At 52.5% G+C, this 16,989-nt stretch carries 15 protein-coding genes; 7 read left to right on the plus strand and 8 right to left on the minus strand.

Going from position 1 to position 16,989, the window contains the following annotated elements:
* Positions 1-7: 7 nt before the first annotated feature.
* Positions 8-1,462, plus strand: a complete 1,455-nt coding sequence (locus H6G52_RS11765; RefSeq protein WP_190528463.1) for a DUF1802 family protein — start codon at positions 8-10, stop codon at positions 1,460-1,462.
* A gap of 18 nt (positions 1,463-1,480) precedes the next feature.
* Here H6G52_RS11765 and H6G52_RS11770 read toward each other — a convergent pair whose 3' ends face one another.
* Both H6G52_RS11770 and H6G52_RS11775 read right to left on the minus strand, forming a co-directional pair.
* Positions 1,481-3,547 (minus strand): sensor histidine kinase, encoded by a 2,067-nt coding sequence (locus H6G52_RS11770; protein WP_190528465.1) that lies wholly within the window; start codon positions 3,545-3,547, stop codon positions 1,481-1,483.
* Positions 3,548-3,909: 362 nt separating this feature from the next.
* Complete coding sequence (locus tag H6G52_RS11775; RefSeq protein ID WP_305068643.1) at positions 3,910-4,182, minus strand: helix-turn-helix transcriptional regulator; 273 nt, start codon at positions 4,180-4,182, stop codon at positions 3,910-3,912.
* A gap of 92 nt (positions 4,183-4,274) precedes the next feature.
* Here H6G52_RS11775 and H6G52_RS11780 point away from each other — a divergent pair, with 92 nt between their 5' ends.
* Complete coding sequence (locus H6G52_RS11780) at positions 4,275-4,496, plus strand: hypothetical protein (RefSeq protein WP_190528467.1); 222 nt, start codon at positions 4,275-4,277, stop codon at positions 4,494-4,496.
* Between the two features lie 41 nt (positions 4,497-4,537).
* On the opposite strand, the gene H6G52_RS11785 is transcribed toward H6G52_RS11780, so the two are convergent.
* Positions 4,538-4,873: a nucleotidyltransferase domain-containing protein gene (locus H6G52_RS11785; RefSeq protein ID WP_190528469.1), complete on the minus strand. Its 336-nt coding sequence runs from the start codon at positions 4,871-4,873 to the stop codon at positions 4,538-4,540.
* Between the two features lie 182 nt (positions 4,874-5,055).
* Positions 5,056-5,811 carry a signal peptidase I gene (gene lepB, locus H6G52_RS11790; RefSeq protein WP_190528471.1) on the minus strand — a complete coding sequence of 252 codons (756 nt, stop codon included), beginning with the start codon at positions 5,809-5,811 and terminating at the stop codon, positions 5,056-5,058.
* Positions 5,812-6,080: 269 nt separating this feature from the next.
* On the opposite strand from lepB, the gene purL reads away from it, so the two are divergent.
* Together purL and purF are read left to right on the plus strand one after the other, a co-directional pair.
* The gene (purL, locus tag H6G52_RS11795) at positions 6,081-8,408 is read left to right on the plus strand and encodes a phosphoribosylformylglycinamidine synthase subunit PurL (RefSeq protein WP_190528473.1); all 2,328 of its coding nucleotides are present in this window, start codon (positions 6,081-6,083) and stop codon (positions 8,406-8,408) included.
* Positions 8,409-8,897: 489 nt separating this feature from the next.
* The gene (gene purF / locus H6G52_RS11800) at positions 8,898-10,382 is read left to right on the plus strand and encodes an amidophosphoribosyltransferase (RefSeq protein ID WP_190355122.1); all 1,485 of its coding nucleotides are present in this window, start codon (positions 8,898-8,900) and stop codon (positions 10,380-10,382) included.
* A gap of 150 nt (positions 10,383-10,532) precedes the next feature.
* On the opposite strand, the gene H6G52_RS11805 is transcribed toward purF, so the two are convergent.
* Entirely contained in the window at positions 10,533-11,327 is a 795-nt protein-coding gene (locus tag H6G52_RS11805) for a hypothetical protein (protein WP_190528475.1), read from the minus strand.
* A 384-nt stretch (positions 11,328-11,711) separates the two neighbouring features.
* On the opposite strand from H6G52_RS11805, the gene H6G52_RS11810 reads away from it, so the two are divergent.
* A complete protein-coding gene (locus tag H6G52_RS11810; protein WP_099532910.1) occupies positions 11,712-12,314 on the plus strand; it encodes a DUF1517 domain-containing protein in 603 nt (200 codons plus the stop codon).
* A 267-nt stretch (positions 12,315-12,581) separates the two neighbouring features.
* Positions 12,582-13,451, plus strand: a complete 870-nt coding sequence (locus H6G52_RS11815) for a hypothetical protein (protein ID WP_190528477.1) — start codon at positions 12,582-12,584, stop codon at positions 13,449-13,451.
* 35 nt (positions 13,452-13,486) lie between these two features.
* Here H6G52_RS11815 and H6G52_RS11820 read toward each other — a convergent pair whose 3' ends face one another.
* The 3 genes from H6G52_RS11820 to H6G52_RS11830 all read right to left on the minus strand — a co-directional run bounded on the left by H6G52_RS11820 (position 13,487) and on the right by H6G52_RS11830 (position 15,748).
* Positions 13,487-13,669 (minus strand): hypothetical protein, encoded by a 183-nt coding sequence (locus H6G52_RS11820; RefSeq protein ID WP_190528479.1) that lies wholly within the window; start codon positions 13,667-13,669, stop codon positions 13,487-13,489.
* A gap of 33 nt (positions 13,670-13,702) precedes the next feature.
* Positions 13,703-14,308, minus strand: a complete 606-nt coding sequence (aat, locus tag H6G52_RS11825; protein WP_242026345.1) for a leucyl/phenylalanyl-tRNA--protein transferase — start codon at positions 14,306-14,308, stop codon at positions 13,703-13,705.
* A gap of 171 nt (positions 14,309-14,479) precedes the next feature.
* On the minus strand, positions 14,480-15,748 hold the full coding sequence (locus H6G52_RS11830; RefSeq protein ID WP_190528481.1) for a PAS domain-containing sensor histidine kinase: 1,269 nt from the start codon (positions 15,746-15,748) through the stop codon (positions 14,480-14,482).
* A 135-nt stretch (positions 15,749-15,883) separates the two neighbouring features.
* Between H6G52_RS11830 and H6G52_RS11835 the strand changes: the two genes are divergently transcribed.
* On the plus strand, positions 15,884-16,660 hold the full coding sequence (locus H6G52_RS11835) for a response regulator (RefSeq protein WP_190528483.1): 777 nt from the start codon (positions 15,884-15,886) through the stop codon (positions 16,658-16,660).
* Positions 16,661-16,989: the final 329 nt, after the last annotated feature.

Below are 16,989 nucleotides of genomic sequence, written 5' to 3' on the forward strand. Positions count from 1 at the left end.
CAGCCACATGGAACTACAACCCAAACCCACCGCCGCCCTCTGCTTGCCAGAATCTGAGATTTCAGCACTGTTGCAAGGGCGAATGTTGGCGATGTTGTCCGCCACGTTCATCAAGCCCCAGCGTATGTTGGCGCTTCAGCCGATTCCCGATCGCCTCAATCCCCGATCGCACGATCGCCCCTACCGATTCGCAGATTTGGGTTCCGAGAGCTTTCCCCCCGCCATCCGAGCGATCGTCACCTGTGTGGAATGCCAAATTATTGACGACTTGGCGGCCGTTGACGCGATCGCCGCCCTCACCATTTGGTCTGAGGATTTCCTCGCTCGCTCGATCGCCACCAAAGGACATTTATTCCTAGCCACCGTCCGTGCTTTTCGACTGCTCACCCCCCACCCGCTGGAGCACGATTTTGAAGACCTCAGTACGATCGGAAAATGTGTGGTGATGCCCCGTCCCTTCACAGGCGAAAATCCTGAGCCGGTGCTGCCAGAAGCGGTTTTCAAACGGCGATCGCAACAACTTCGCGATCGACAGCCGCCCGAACATTCAGAACTCGAAACCCTGCAATCCACCCTTGCTGATTTAGCCAACACACTGCCCAGCGCCACACAATTAGACAACCGCATCCAAGCCTTTTTGGGGTGGCGCGTGCCAGGGCGATCGTCCCGTCTCAGTCCCTGGATGAGCAAAATTTCTAAAGTCGGCGCATCCAGCGAAGGCAATGAATTCGAGCGGCTGGTGCGCCAAGCCATGATTTCTTTGGGATTTTCTAACCGCAATCAAAACCCCAAGGCCAGCCTTGATCCCGATAGTGTTGGCGGCGCAGGCGGTCTAGATTTTGTTTGTGAATCGCCCTATTTAATCATCGGTGAATGTAAATCCAGCAGCCGCGACACGCTACCCGATGGGGTGTTTTCGCAGCTTATGAAACTTGGTAACAAATATCTCAATCCTGAAGACTATGAACAAGCCATAAAATTAGTCATTTCTGTTGGTAAACCCAACCACCATGCTCAAAAAACAGCCCAAGGCAACCGTATGAATTTGATTAAACCCACTACCCTAGAACGCTTGGTTAAGCTCAATGTTTCCTATCCTGGTTCGTTGAATTTATGGGAGCTAGAAAATTGCCTAAAAAATCCGCCCTATGCTCAAGAAGCCGATGACCAAATCAATAACTTTATAGATGAAAAAATCGAACAATTGCGAATCCGTGCATTTTTGATTGATTGCCTGAAACGACTAACAAGTAACAATCAAAATAAAGGAGCCAGCACAGTCGAGCTTCACGCGGTCTATATCACTTCCCAGCCACCAAAATTACTGGAAATGGAAGATCTGCACAGCGTGGCGATCGAACTGGCTTCCCCACTCACCGGTTATCTAAGCCGCGAAAAGGGTCGTGAATGGCGGGACGATCGCTTTTTTTGGTTGCGCGACCTGGCGATCGAAAAAATCTAGGCGATTCCTTTTCAGTCCTCATTCTCGGGCTACTTCAGTGCAGGTTTCCCGATCTTTCTGTGAATTGGGCTTGCCTTCCCGTTCTCGCCCAACGGAAAATCGCGTTTCAATATAAGGCAAATTGATCGTAAAACAACTACCCACATTCACTTCACTGGTCAACCCCACACGACCACCGTGAAGTTCAACAATTCGCTTCACCAGAGCCAAACCCAAACCCGTTCCCTCATATTTACGATTGAGGGCACTATCAATTTGCACGAACGGCTGAAAAAGACGCTTGATATCTTCTGGCGCAATCCCAATACCCGTATCAGTGATCGAAATTCGCACAAAATATTTTTGTAATTCTCCATTTTTTTCTGCCTCGTCCTCGCTCTCTTCCTTTTGGCAAGTCACTTCTAGGGTGATGTGTCCCCCTTCTGGCGTAAATTTAAAGGCATTATTGAGCAAATTCAACAAAACTTGGCGGATACGACGTTCATCGATATATAGATCTGGCAAATTAGGCGATAGATTGGTTTCCAGTCGAATATTCTTCTGTTCGGCTTGGGGCTGAATGAATGCCACACTTGATGTGCAAAGCGCCCCGATCGCGACGGTCGTGCAATTCAGCTCCAAAAATTCCGACTCGATTTTGGCAATATCCAAAATATCGTTAATTAGAGCCAGAAGATGCGCGCCGCTTTTTTCAATATTTTCTAAGGCTTTGTGCTGTTGCTTATTAACTCCACCAAAGATACCCTCTTGCAAAATTTCCGCCACTCCCAAAATTGTATTTAACGGAGTGCGGAGTTCGTGGCTCATGGTTGCCAAGAAATTATCTTTCAGTCGATTTGACTGCGCGAGTTGATTGTTGGCTGTTTGCAACTTGCGCAGTAGGGTTTGCTGCTGATTAACCATATTGAAAAAGACATCAGACAAATGGCTAATTTCATCGCCTGAATTGTTGATGTCCCTATGATCCCCGATCGTGCGATCGCAAACATCTAAAATGGGTTGCAAGCGGCGATTTAAAAATTGAATAAATAACCAAACAACCAAAAGTAAAAAGACGGCTGCAATGATTGTGGCGCTAATGGCTCCTAGCAGAGCAGGCTTGGCAACCATCTCATAGGGAATCGCTTCCAGCATCACCCATTGAGTTCTGGGAACTGTTTGATAAACCCAATAGATTGAATCAGATTCAAAATGTGATTTTTCAATGCCTTGGTTAATTCGGTAACGAATTTGTTCCCAAACCGGTTTTAGGGATGGAATGGATGAAACATTAGCCATTTGGGCAGCCTGACGAGGATCAAGAGAATAACTCAAGAGTTGCCCATTTTTTGTAATTAGGGCATGGTAGCCATTGCTATTGAATGAAGGATCATCTTGACTCAAATTAAGATCACTAGCATCAATATCTTTATTAAGATCATCAATATTAATATCTCCGTTCATCACGGCAATTAATTGACCTTTTTGATTACGAATCGTCCCTGAAAAGGTCATGAGCGGAATGGGATAATTATCATTCATATAAGGCTCTGACCAAAGATAGCGATCGGCCTTAACCGCGTCTTTAAAATATTGCATCTTGGGATATTGATCTACTGCCCATAGATCAACCAGCGTAAATTTAGGATTTTGAGCCAGGCTAACCCCGCGATCGGGAATAGATTCTTCAATATAGGGCCCAAACCACTCACGATCGACCAAACCCTTGGGGAACTGCATCACCCCAAATCCAGTGATCAGCTTAGGACGAGCTGACATAAATGAAAGTACTAATTTCTCGTAGGCCTCGGGCGATCGCACACCACTATCGTGCAAGAAGATCGTTGCGGAAACCAAACTCTTTAAAAAAGTTTCACCACTGAGCAGCTCCGCATCAAGATGTCGAACCTTGTTATCCGTTTCCGACGTTAGTTGCAAAATCCGAACGGACTTCAGCTCACTATAAAATAAATACCCTAAGCTGCCGAGACCAATGGCAGCGGCAGAAATCACCGCCACAAACAAGCGAGTGCCGATCGAACGAAGTCCAAATTTCATTGATTTAGCCGGAACGGTTAGACCGTTTTGGGTTGAATGGCTTGTCATTGCTTAGCCCAGTAGCCTCAGTGGTGAACTGTGCAAAGTATAAAGAAGCACCTCTTTAACTAAAGAAAACCTAGTCTGAAACGCTTGTTAAGGCACATGGCAAAATCACGAGGTATAAAAACATAATTGAGTCCTAAATTTATGGATGCTAAATTTTTAAATTAGACTGAGAAAGATACAACAAATCTAACAGCAGTTAACATTTTTGCCCACGATCAATTAACTGTTGAATGACCTAATCAACAGCTCATCTGCGGCCCGCTCTTGGCCGGCCAACCAATACCCATAGCCCTCGTCTGCTGACTTCGGACAGCGGGCTAACTGTGGGGTGTTTCGCGTAATGCTTTTCCGGCCGTTTCCGCTCAGCCCTCGCCCTCAGACTCTTTAGGAGCCAGCTCCCCGATCGCCCGGCCCAAGTAAGCCTCAACAAATGTCCGCGCGGCTTCCGGGTTCAACTGCTCCAGGGCATCCACAATGGTTGGAATCGATTCCGCTGTTGGGTCGCGTGTTTCCGCCACCCAATGGCTCATCGTGCCGCGCGCGATCCCCATCGTCACGGCTAAACGATTTTGCGTGAGGTTGTGCTGTTGTAGCGTTTCGCGTAGTGCTTTCCCGGCTTTTCCCATGCCGCTCATGGTGTCAAACTCGGGAAATCGCGTAAAGGTTGCGAGTTGACAACTTGATCGACTACAGTGAATTTGTTGTCAATTCGCAGCACTCAATCGATATGACTACCCCAACCAACGGCGATCGCCCCATTCTGGAGCGCCTGAATCATCTGGACGATCGCTGCAACCGGATCATCCTCGTGGGTCAAAGTGAGTGGATCGATCGCCTAGTCAAGAGCCTGCACCTTTGCGGCATCGGCGAAACCATCCTCTGGAGTCCCGCCGTCCCCACGGGCCAACCCGATCAAGTGGTGCGAATCCTGTCGCGATCACGTGTGTAGCTATTCGTCTCGCAACAGATCTACGGCATATTTTTGCCTAGCTATAAAGCAATTCCCTCGCGCCGGATATTTCGCAGCAAGGGGGAATTTTCGGTTTCAAAGCGTGATCGCCCCATAAAGAGTCGCGATATCAAAATGTTGTGATCCAAGCAAAGTTGACCGATGAATTTGCTGGTTTGGCTAATTTCTCGGCTGGGTGAAACCGGATCGCGCAAAACTACCAATAGATCTAGGTCTGAATCAGCGGTTGCCTCTCCCCGTGCCCATGAGCCGAATAGCACTAGTCGATCGAGGCGATCGGGGTAGGTTTGCTGAAAGTATGCCCGCAGTTGATTGGTGATGGGAATCAGAGCTGCTGGTAAATCGGGGGCTTGCATGGGATGACAAGGGCGATCGCGAAATCTGCTCTGATTCTAGCCGTGGGACAAGATACAGCGCCGTGCGATCGTCCTTCAGTCTTCAAGCCATAGCAGCATAAGTACCTCGATGATTGAAGCAATGGGCTGCATTCCTCAATTTCTGAAACAGAATCGAATGATACTTTCAACTTTTAACGTGTTTAACTCTCCTTGGATAGAGAGCCATAGCGATTTGGTGGCCAATAAATTAACTTAACCTTTCCAATCACATTGGAAGCCGGAACGAACCCCCAATCCTTACTATCGTAAGAATTGTTTCGATTATCTCCGAGCATGAAATATGAGTTCTGAGGAACTAGGATCGGCCCATATTGATAGTCTGGCCTTTCAGCAATATATTTTTCCTCAAGAGGTTTCTGATTAATGAATGTTTTACCATCTCGTACTTCTACTTGCTCATTGGGCAAAGCAATAATTCGAGAGATGATTACACCTGTGAGTCCTCTTGATATCAATGCCTCACTGGGACGGAAAACGACAATTTCTCCACGCTCTGGATTTCTAGATCGATAAGCTCCTTGATCAGTCATCACTCGATCATGAACCTCCAGAGTGGGCTGCATTGCCCTAGATGCAACATAGTAAGGCTTTGGTGATTCAAAGCTGTTTAATGCAACCCCAAAAGTGTAATGAAATGCAATAATTAACGCAATAATTACTAAAGCAAAAGGATATCCAGTTCGTTTCATTATGTTGGTGAAGTTTGAGACTTGTGGATCTCGCTTCATGCCAACGATACAAGCAACTACCGAAAGCGTAATAGCAGTGACTGCCAATAAAACATCAAGACCTGCATGTCGAATAAAAAACATGGCAATGGCAGCACCTAATGCTAAGTAGGTCAGCATATCGGCATACGTCAGACCAAGCCATTCAGTTAGTTCTCGTTTTTTCACTGAATACCTCTATTCTTGATATTTCCGAGAAATTTCTTCACAACAGTTTTACGAGATGGCTTAAAAATCTGCCATCTCAATGATCTGGCAATAAATGGCGTGAAGCTTGATAGTGAATCAAAATTGCTGTGTAAGCCAAACCCACATCGTGATTGCGCACTTGATCAGGGTTTTTGCCTGGATTGCTCCATCGGCACACCTAAGAGCAACACCCGCCGATCGCCTCGGTTGTACAATTAGGGCGCTTTCTGAATCGCGCCACCAAAGCCGTGTCAACCCCCGAAACCGTTCTCGAATCTGCACCCTTCCCGATCGCTGAGATCACCGCCGAAGGCATCAAGCCCGATGAATACGTCGATATTGTGAATCGACTGGGCCGCCACCCCAACAAAGCTGAACTGGGGATGTTTGGCGTGATGTGGTCGGAACACTGCTGCTACAAGAATTCTCGCCCCCTACTCAGCCAATTTCCCACCAGCGGCCCGCGCATCCTCGTGGGCCCCGGCGAAAACGCTGGCGTGGTGGATCTGGGCGATGGGCTGCACCTGGCCTTCAAAATCGAATCCCACAACCACCCGTCCGCCGTGGAACCCTTCCAGGGGGCGGCGACTGGTGTAGGCGGCATCCTGCGGGACATCTTCACCATGGGGGCCCGCCCGATCGCCATTTTGAATGCCCTGCGGTTTGGCTCCCTGGATGATGCCCGCAACCGTCGCCTGTTTGAAGGGGTGGTGGCTGGTATTTCCCACTACGGCAACTGCGTGGGCGTGCCCACCGTCGGCGGTGAGGTCTACTTCGACCCCGCCTACAGTGGCAACCCGCTGGTGAATGCCATGGCCCTGGGGCTGATGGAAACGCCGGAAATCGTCAAGGCGGGAGCCTATGGGATTGGCAACCCGGTGCTGTACGTGGGATCCACGACGGGGCGCGACGGCATGGGCGGGGCCAGCTTTGCCAGCGCGGAGTTAACCGATGAGTCGATGGACGATCGCCCGGCCGTGCAGGTGGGCGATCCGTTCCTGGAAAAATCCCTGATCGAAGCCTGTTTGGAAGCCTTCAAAACCGGCGCAGTGGCGGCGGCCCAGGACATGGGCGCGGCGGGCATCACCTGCTCCACGGCGGAAATGGCGGCCAAGGGCGGCGTAGGCATCGATTTGGATCTCGACAAGATTCCCGTGCGCGAGTCGGGGATGGTTCCCTACGAATATTTGCTGTCGGAATCCCAGGAGCGGATGCTGTTTGTGGCGCACAAGGGCCGCGAACAGGAGCTGATCGACATCTTCCACCGCTGGGGTCTGCAAGCGGTGGTGGCCGGGGAAGTGATCGAAGAGTCGATCGTCCGGATTCGGTTCCAAGGGGGAATTGCGGCAGAAATTCCGGCGACGGCCCTGGCGGACAACACCCCGATCTATCGCCGGGAACTGATGGCGGAAGCGCCGGCCTACGCGCAACAGGCTTGGGCTTGGTCGCCGGAGTCGTTGCCCGCTTGTTCCGTGGCGGGGTTGGCCGATCGCCCCTGGAGCGCGGTGCTGCAAAGCCTGCTGGAAACCCCCTCGATCGCCTCGAAATCCTGGGTCTATCGCCAATACGATCACCAGGTGCAAAACAACACGGTGATCGTGCCCGGTGGAGCCGATGCGGCGGTGGTGCGGCTGCGGCCCCAACTGGTGACCGACGCGACCACCCCCTTCACCAAGGGCGTGGCGGCCACGGTGGACTGCAACGCCCGCCATGTGTACCTCGACCCCTACCAAGGGGCCTTGGGTGTGGTGGCGGAGGCGGCCCGCAACCTCTCTTGCGTGGGGGCAGAACCGCTAGCCGTGACTGATAACCTGAACTTCGGCAGCCCCGAAAAGCCCGTGGGCTATTGGCAGTTGGCCAATGCTTGTCGCGGCCTGGCCGATGCCTGCCGGGAACTGGGCACGCCGGTCACGGGTGGCAACGTGTCGCTCTACAACGAAACCCTGGATTCCGAGGGCAATCCCCAGGCGATCTATCCCACGCCCGTGGTGGGCATGGTGGGGGCGATCGAGAATATTCACCAAATCGCCGGCCAGGGCTTCCGATCGGCCGGTGATCGGATTTATCTGCTGGGGGCAACGGCTCCCGTCACCCTCGGCGCGTCGGATTATTTGGCGGCGATTCATGGCACGATCGCCGGTCGGCCGCCCGTGGTGGAGTTCGATCGGGAGCGGGCCGTGCAAGCCGCCTGCCGTAACGGGATTCGCCAGGGCTGGATTCGATCGGCCCACGACTGCGCGGAAGGTGGCCTAGCCGTCACCCTGGCCGAGTCCTGCATTGGCGGCAACCTGGGCGCAACGGTGACGATCGACCCTGGAGCCGATCGCTGGGATGCGGCCCTGTTTGGCGAAGGCGGCGCGCGGATCGTGGTGTCCGTGGCGAGCGATCGCGCGGCCGAGTTTGAAAGCTGGCTGACCGAGCAGCTCGGTTCCGATTGGGCCAAGCTGGGAGCCGTCGGGGGCGATCGATTGGTGATCAACGCACCGGACGGCGCAACGGCACTCGATGCGGCCCTGGCGAATTTGACCGAGGGTTGGAGCGAGGCGATCGCCCGCCGGATGGAACGGTTGGTTTAAGGGAGATTGCCCCGTCATCTCGCGCCGCCCGATCGTCCACTGAGGATCATCGTTGATCGTTGTCGATCGTCAGGTTGATGATCGATTAATGATCAACAACGATCAATCAGCAGTTCAATCAGGTTATGAATTGCTGATCATCAGTCACAGGGGCGAGCTTGGTGCTTGCCTGGCGATCCGCTTGGGAGCCAACAGAATCATGGGAAGAGCGATCGGGATGCCATGGAAATTGCCCCGATGATGATTGCCCTTGAATTCGCCATCGCCACAGCCGATCGATTCCGCAACTTCTGTTACTGTTAAGGCGGGATCGTTAAGAGCTTGTTAACTTCCTGAGTGGCCGATTTTTTGGCTTCCAATCGCTGCACCAGGAATCACCTGGCTCAGGAAACGCTGCGCTAACCAGCCGCGCCAGCCTCACTCGATCGCGATTCTGACCGTCTTTTTGCTAATTCACCCGCTCTTGCTGCTAGGAGTCATTGTCGCCCAATGTTTCCCTCCGAGTCTGAAGACCTGTTCGATCTGATGGGCGATCGGCCCGACAAACCCGAAGAAGCCTGTGGCGTTTTTGGGGTTTACGCGCCGGGCGAAAACATCGCCACCCTTGCTTATTTTGGCCTCTTTGCACTCCAGCACCGGGGGCAAGAATCGGCGGGGATTGCCACCTTTGATGGCTCAACGGTGCATGTCCACAAGGATATGGGCCTCGTTTCGCAAGTCTTCAACGAAAAAATTCTGCAAGAGCTACCGGGAAATTTGGCCGTGGGCCACACCCGCTACTCCACCACCGGATCCAGCCGTCGTGTCAATGCACAACCGGCCGTGGTGAAAACGCGCTTGGGGTCTTTGGCCCTGGCCCACAATGGCAACTTGGTCAACACGGCGGAACTGCGAGATTCCCTGGCCGCCCGCAACTGTGAATTTGCCACCACCACGGACTCCGAGGCGATCGCGATCGCCATTGGCCAAGAGGTGGACAGTGGTTTGGGTTGGATGGAAGGGGCCATTCGGGCCTTCCAGCAATGCCAAGGGGCCTTCAGTTTGGTCATTGGGACTCCCGACGGCATGATCGGCACTCGCGACACCAACGGCGTGCGACCGCTGGTGATTGGCACGCTGCCCGGTGCGCCCGAGCGCTATGTGCTGGCTTCGGAAACCTGTGCCCTAGACATCATCGGCGCGGACTATCTGCGGGATGTGGAACCGGGGGAAATGGTTTGGATCACGAACGATGGTCTCGCCTCCTTCTTTTGGGCCACGCAGCCGGAGCCGAAGCTGTGCGTTTTTGAGATGATCTATTTCGCTCGCCCAGACAGCAAGTTCCACAACGACAGCCTCTATAGCTATCGAATGCGGTTGGGACGGCGTTTGGCGATCGAAACCCCGATCGATGCGGACATTGTGATTGCTGTGCCCGATTCCGGTGTTCCTGCCGCGATCGGCTATTCCCAGGTTTCGGGCATCACCTACGCCGAAGGGTTGATCAAAAACCGCTACGTGGGCCGCACCTTCATTCAACCGACCCAAACCATGCGGGAATCGGGAATTCGGATGAAGCTGAACCCGCTGCGGGATGTGCTCGCGGGTAAACGGGTGATTATTGTGGATGATTCGATCGTCCGGGGAACCACCAGCCGCAAGATTGTAAAAGCCTTGCGGGATGCGGGAGCCACGGAAGTTCACATGCGCATTTCTTCGCCGCCGGTCACCCATCCTTGCTTCTATGGCATCGACACGGATAACCAATCGCAACTGATTGCGGCCACCAAGTCAGTGCAGGAAATTGCCGATCAAATTGGTGTGGATACGCTGGCTTACCTGAGCGAAGAAGGGATGCTGGAGGCGACCCAGGATGCCACGCAGAATTTCTGTACGGCTTGTTTCAATGGTCGCTACCCAATTCCAGTGCCAGCCCTGTTGAAGCGATCGAAGCTGATGTTGGAAAAGCTGGAACCGGCTACGGTGGGTTCCTAGTCCCAAGGGCCTGTTATCAGTGACCCATGCATTAACCAGGAATTAACCAATGGGGCGATCGAACTTCTTGATCGCCCCATTTTTGATGGTTTTGATAGTTGGGATTGTGTTGAGTTGAATTGTGTTGAGTTGTTTTGAATTGGATTATTTCTAGGGGGTTTGGGGTTCCCGATCGCCGGGTGAATTTTCCAAGGACGGCAACTCCAGGGGAAGTAACTGCTGGGCCGGTGTGCGTATGTCGGTGGGTTGTTCAAAAAACAGCTCGATCGAGCGGTGAATTTTGGTTAGCACCGCCTCCGCCGTCGGATTTTCACGGGGGTTATAGCTCCCCACCAGCAACAAACTCAAGCGCGGGGTGACGGGAATCAGGGTGAGCCAGGTGCGATCGAACTCTGGGCCCGCTTCTGGTTTTGTGTCCTTTGCGTCTTTGCCCTCTGAACTCACCGGATTTGGCATCGCCTGATCCGAGATTACTTGGTCTGAAATCACCCGATCTAAAACCATCCGCACAGCCGATCGCCCGGCCAAGCTCAGAGTCGATCGCTCGGTTAAGGTCAAGCCTGCCGCTTCTGCCCGAGTTGTTAAATCCGTTTCCGCCGCTTCCATGGATTGATCTAGCAGCACCAAATCCAACCGAATCAGCGATCGGGGCAGGGGTTTGGGTTGCCATCCTCGATACGGGGCGATCGGCTCGCTATAGAACACCGAGTGATAATCCCGATGGAGCGGCATATTCCAATCGATCGGCAGTTCGATCGCCCAAAAGCCTTGGGGATGGCGCACTTTGCGATATTGATAACGCCAGTCCAAGGGCGTTTGGGGCGCTTGCACAGCCGGCCCCGGCTCGGCCCCGGCTGGGGTCAGGATTCCACCCCACAGCCATCCCAGGCAGCCCACCAGCCCGATCGCTCGCCAACACCAACCACTCCGCACTCCTTTCACCATTCCCAAATCCCGACTACCGCCGAATCATCGCCCAAACGCCGCCCATTTGCCCCGATCGCGCGATCGATCGCTTCCCTAAAACTCCCCTCGTCCCACCACGCCTCAGGAATGCAACGCAATCGATACCCGATCAGCCACCATTCCGCTAGGCCGGCCAGCGGTCGGTTATCTCGCCAGAGCCGCCCCCGCTCCACAGGATAAGCTGGACAGTAGGCAAGCCAAGGCTTGCACGCTTTTGGATTTTGAGCCACTCCTGTTGCATTCAATTTGTATTCAACTTGCATTCAAACCGGATTGATTTGATCTCGAATCAGTACCGAGTCAAGACTGAATCAAGACCGAATCAGTACCGCGTCAACATCGCGTCAATAGCGTTCCAGAACCATGAGTTTAGGTGATCAGTGGAATCGACTGACGGGCAAAAGCCGCTTCGTCGTCACCCGCATTTTTGTGCATCTAGCTGGGTCAGAAGTGGCCCCCTTGCTGGGCAAGCTCAACCAAATTGCTCGGGAGGCGATCGAAGCGGAAGGGGACTTGGACGTTTTGGGCCAGGGCCTGTCAGACCTTTGCGAAAGCCTGCTGCAATATCGAACCTATTGGCAGTCCGCCAGCAATGAGGGGGATGTGTTTTGGGATGAAGGAGAAGCGGGCGATCGGTTCAATGACCTATTCACCGACTCGGCGGCCCGCTATCTCAGTCAACCTGACCTGGATTTGCCCAGCCAACTGGATGACGACCTGCTGACCCTCCCGGCCACGAGCAACCTGTTGGTGATGTTGACGGTGGGCTATGAAGGCGAAGTCCCCAGCCTCGAAACCAACCTGGCCGATTCTGAAGCCTTAGCAACGGGTCTCAAGGCTCTGGCAAACCTCCACTACAATCAAAAATTGCGGGCTGTGCAGGTACACTTTGCCCCTGCCCGTCTGGGAGATGAGCTAACGAATGATCAGCTCCTGCAAAATTTCCCGGAACTGATTCCGCTGTAGAAACTCCCGCTTAGGGGGTCTTTTGGAGGAATGCCGTCCCATCGGAATCACAATCCGAGAAATCAGGGTCGGTCTTTTTTAATCAATGCTCGCTTGCTGTTTTGGCTTGCTGTTTTGGGGCTGCGGCTCTTGGTTCGGCCGCCACCGCGCGATCGATTCGTTGCTGGCGGATTGCAGACTTGGCCCATTGCCGGCTTGGCCCACAGAACTCAGCTTCTTGGCCGCCCAATGGCCTCAAGCGTGATTTTGTTGTTTTGAGATAGCCCTATGCTCCGAAAATTATTGGCTTTGGTACTGGCGATCGCGATCGCCTGGGTCACGATCACTGGCTCACCAACGGTGGTGCGAGCGGAAGCCTTGCCCAGCGCCATTGTGGCCGCCGCGCCCAGTGCTGCCAAATCCCTGCCCACGGGCGACTATCCGGTTCAGCAGGCTGCCTATGACGACGGCACGGGGGAATATGCCCTGATGCTGTTAAACACGCCCGCTGGTGCTTCGCCGGTTTTTCGCACCTCCGAGTTGCAGATGGCCCGGCTGGATGACGAGGCGATCGCCCAAGGGAAAAAGCCCTACCTGGCCATGAAAGACGGTCAGCCCGTGCTGTACCTCAACGAAGACTTCAAAATCGAATATCTCCATAGCGAAACCGCTGTCCAAACCAATCCCCAAACGGGTGAGCAACAAACGGTGATTGTTCGCCGTGAGTCTAGTTTCTGGTCTCCCTTTGCTGGGGCGATCGCGGGTCAAGTGGTGGCGAATGCTTTGTTTGCACCCCATTACGTGCTGCCCCCGGCCTATTTGCCCGGTCGCCCCTTGGTGGGCTACGGCGGCTATGGTCGCAGCTACGGTGATGCCATCAGCAGCTATCAAAACCGCTACAACGCTGCCCCCGTGGCCGAGCGCAACCGCCAGCAGTTCCGCGCCACCGGCAATGTGGCTCGCAACGCCACGGGGCTGAACCGCCCGGCCGCCAACAACCGAGCCAAGGCCACTGGCTCCGGCTTTGGGAGCAGCACCTTCCGCAGCACCCCTAACCGTCGCGTGGCTGCTCCCCGACCCCGCAGCAGCTTTGGCAGTAGCTTTGGGCGATCGCCCGTGCGGATGCGATCGAGCTTTGGCAGCTTCCGCCGTCGGTAGGTAATTGCTCCCAGTTGATTACTGATCCCAGTTGATTAGCGCTCCATTACCACCGCCCGATGAACGGTGGTTTGCGGAACAATTTCCGAACAATTGCCAGCGTTACTCACCGTTTGGCACAGCGCGATCGATTCCTGAAACAGGGGAGTCGATCGCTTTTTGATCCCTGACTTTTTCAAACTGGCTAACTGCGTTGCTAACCGCTTGGCTAACTGCATTGCTAACCCCTGGCAAAATGGCTAGCAATGCAGTTAGCAAAATGAGCAGCGATGCTGGGTTGCACGATGCAATAGCACCTCGTAGTGGCGATCGCGGATGTTGTAAGCCCCAAATCGTTCCAAGTGTGGATTCATCATCTGGGCATCAAACAACAGAAAATCGCGACGGCGCAGATGCTCAACCAGCTTGACCATTGCCACCTTCGAGCCATCGGGAATTTGATAAAACATCGATTCGCCAATGAACGCCCCACCAATCACAATCCCCAAAACGCCGCCGGCCAGGTGGTCGCCCTGCCAGGTTTCAAAACTGTGGGCATAGCCAGCGCAATGGAGCGCCCAATAAATTTCCTTTAGCTCTTCCGAGATCCAAGTGGTGTCCCGATCGGCACAGCCTTCCACCACATCCCGAAATGCTCGATCAATCGCCACCGTAAACCGATTTTGATTCAGCACTCGCCGCAGGGACTTGGGATATCGGAAGCGATCGTCCAGCGGAATCAGTGTCCGTTCCCGGCTGCAATACCAGCCCAAATCGTTACCCGTTTCATCGGCCATTAAAAAATAGCCGCGCGAATAGCCAGCAATCAGCGCCGGAATATCGTATTGGGACATGCAGGAGTCGGTGGTGTTGCCCATCGGCCCTTGAAATAGCACAGTGGAGCCGATTCTAGCGCGATCGCCTGATCCCTATGCAACCAATCCTCTGAATCTCTGCAACTGATCAGCCAGCCCCATGCAAATTAGAAATACTGGTTTGGGCGATTTCGCTGCGATCGCTCGCTTAATCTCGCAATTGATGCCTTATTTCTATGCTTCGCTCCAACCAAGCGGTAACGTAATTTTAAAAGTTGTCCCTACATTAAGCTTGCTGTCTACTTTGATTGTTCCATGCTGCAAGTCTACAAAGCGCTTGACAATATTCAAACCCAAACCAGTTCCAGGAATATTACTGACATTCTTACCTCGACGAAAAGGTTCAAATAAGTGGGGTAAATCTTCGCGGGGAATGCCGATGCCTTGATCGCAAATTTGGAACGTCACCTGGCCGCTGCGCTTTGACAGTCGCAAACAAATTGGGCTTTGACGGTGATGGGAATATCGAATTGAATTAGAGAGAATATTGGTCAGAATTGATCGCAATAGTTTTTCGTCTAAATTGGCCATCACATGACGATGCCGACTCAACATCGATAGTGATTGTTGAGCAGATGTCGCTTGCATTTCTGCTACCAAGCTATGGCAAAATTGCACTAGCTCGATCGGCTGAGGTTGAACCATGAGCTTATGGGCCTCAGTTTTACCGATCACTAGAATGTCATCAATCATTTGAGTCATGCGCTCTACATCGTTCTTGACTCCCTGAAGATAATTTTGGCGCTGCTCATGGGAAAGCTGTGCATCATAACGGTCAAGCGATGATGCTGACAGCAAAATATTATTCAGTGGATTGCGAAATTCATGACAAACCATCGAAACAAAGCGAGATTTGAGATCGCTTAGCTCCTGGAGTTCTTGATTGGCACGATGAAGTTGAGCCGTGCGATCGCGCACTTTTAACTCAAGCTCCTCATTGGTTCGCTGCAACAAAGTCTCTGCCCATTTTCGTTGGGTAATATCTTGGAAGGTAACCACCGTTCCAATCACATTTCCCTGCTGATCTTGCATGGGCGTGCTGATATATTCAACGGGAAAACTTGATCCATCCTTGCGCCAAAAAACTTCCGTATTGGCACGATGAATTCGTCCGTCTTGAAAAGCTTGATAGATTGGGCAGTCATGGATGGGATAGGGTTGGCCATCGGGTTTGGAATGATGCAAAACCGAATGCATGGACTGACCAATTAAGTCCTGAATTTCCCAACCAATCATGGTGGCCGCCGCTGGATTCACAAAGGTTACTCGACCTGCTAAATCCAGCCCATAGACCCCCTCGCCCACCGCATTCAGGATTAACTCATGCTGGCGACGCAGGGTTTCTAGGTCAGTTTCCGGCGATGCTCTTAAGGCGGAGATATGCGCCTCAGCCGGTATCGTGGTCGGCTTTGAAACAGGCTGTGACCAATAATATTGCCGCATGATGTCCAGAATCCCTGACAAATTTTGCGACTGATGAGGATGTGTATCCTCTTACACTACACGGTTTGGAGAATACGCCCGAAACTTGGCCGGCATGGTACACCACCCAGGTCATTACTGTAAATCAGGCAGTTCATGACGAAAGTTTTGGTGATTGAAGACGAAGCGCAAACCCGCAGCATCTTCATGGGATGTCTGACGTTTGAGGGGTTTTGTGCGATCGAGGCTGAGAACGGTTCGATCGGGATCAAGTTAGCCCAAATGCATCTGCCAGATTTGATTATCTGCGACGTTATGATGCCTGATCTTGATGGTTACAGCGTTCTATCGGCCATTCGTCGCCATCCGGCCACCGCTGCAATTCCATTTATTTTCCTCACTGCCAAAGCAACCATGGCAGATTTGCGCCAGGGGATGGAATTGGGCGCAGATGATTATTTAACCAAGCCCTGTAGCGTTGAGCAATTGTTGGCGGCGATCGCTACTCGCCTAGAACGAAAAGCCCAATTGGCAGCGAGTTTTCATGCATCCCCAGCAGAAAGCAAAATAAACAGTCAATCCGAAAACGGAATTTTTCCTGACTGTTCTCGTTTATCACAAGTATTTGCATTCATCGAAGCCAACTATCACCGCCCGATCGGGTTAAATGATGTGGCCAAGGCGGTCGGCTATTCTCCCGCCTATTTAACGAATTTGACCCAAGAGCTAACGGGCTACAGCATCAAGCGTTGGATTACAGAACGCCGTATGTCCCAGGCACGAATGTTACTTTGTGAAACCGATCAACCCGTGCGCCAAATTGCAGCGGGAGTGGGCTATGCAGACGTGGCTTACTTCACTCGCCAATTTCGGCAGCTCTATGGCGATCCGCCCCAGTCCTGGCGAAACTCTGTGCGACTACGATTCGCATAGGAATGGTATTGAATACAACAAAATAGATCAATTATTTGTGTATAGAACTATCTCTGCATAAAGCGCAGGTGTGATTCCAAAATTTCAGAAAAATTGACGCTTTTTGCCTGATTTTTCCGAAATCAGGAGATTCTAGCGCATTATTTTCCAAATGAGAATTTTCTAAACTTCCCACAAAGTTCTAGGTTGTTCTTTGAAGAGCGAAAAAAAATCCTACTCTTGCCAAAAAAATTCTAATGCGATCGCCCATTATTCCTTGGTATTGTGCAAAGCAACAGACCCGAATGTTGTCCTGCGCAATACCAATTGGAGCAGCTCATGTCATCAGT

It is taken from the genome of Limnothrix sp. FACHB-881, assembly GCF_014698135.1.
Classification (GTDB): Bacteria; Cyanobacteriota; Cyanobacteriia; order CACIAM-69d; family CACIAM-69d; genus CACIAM-69d.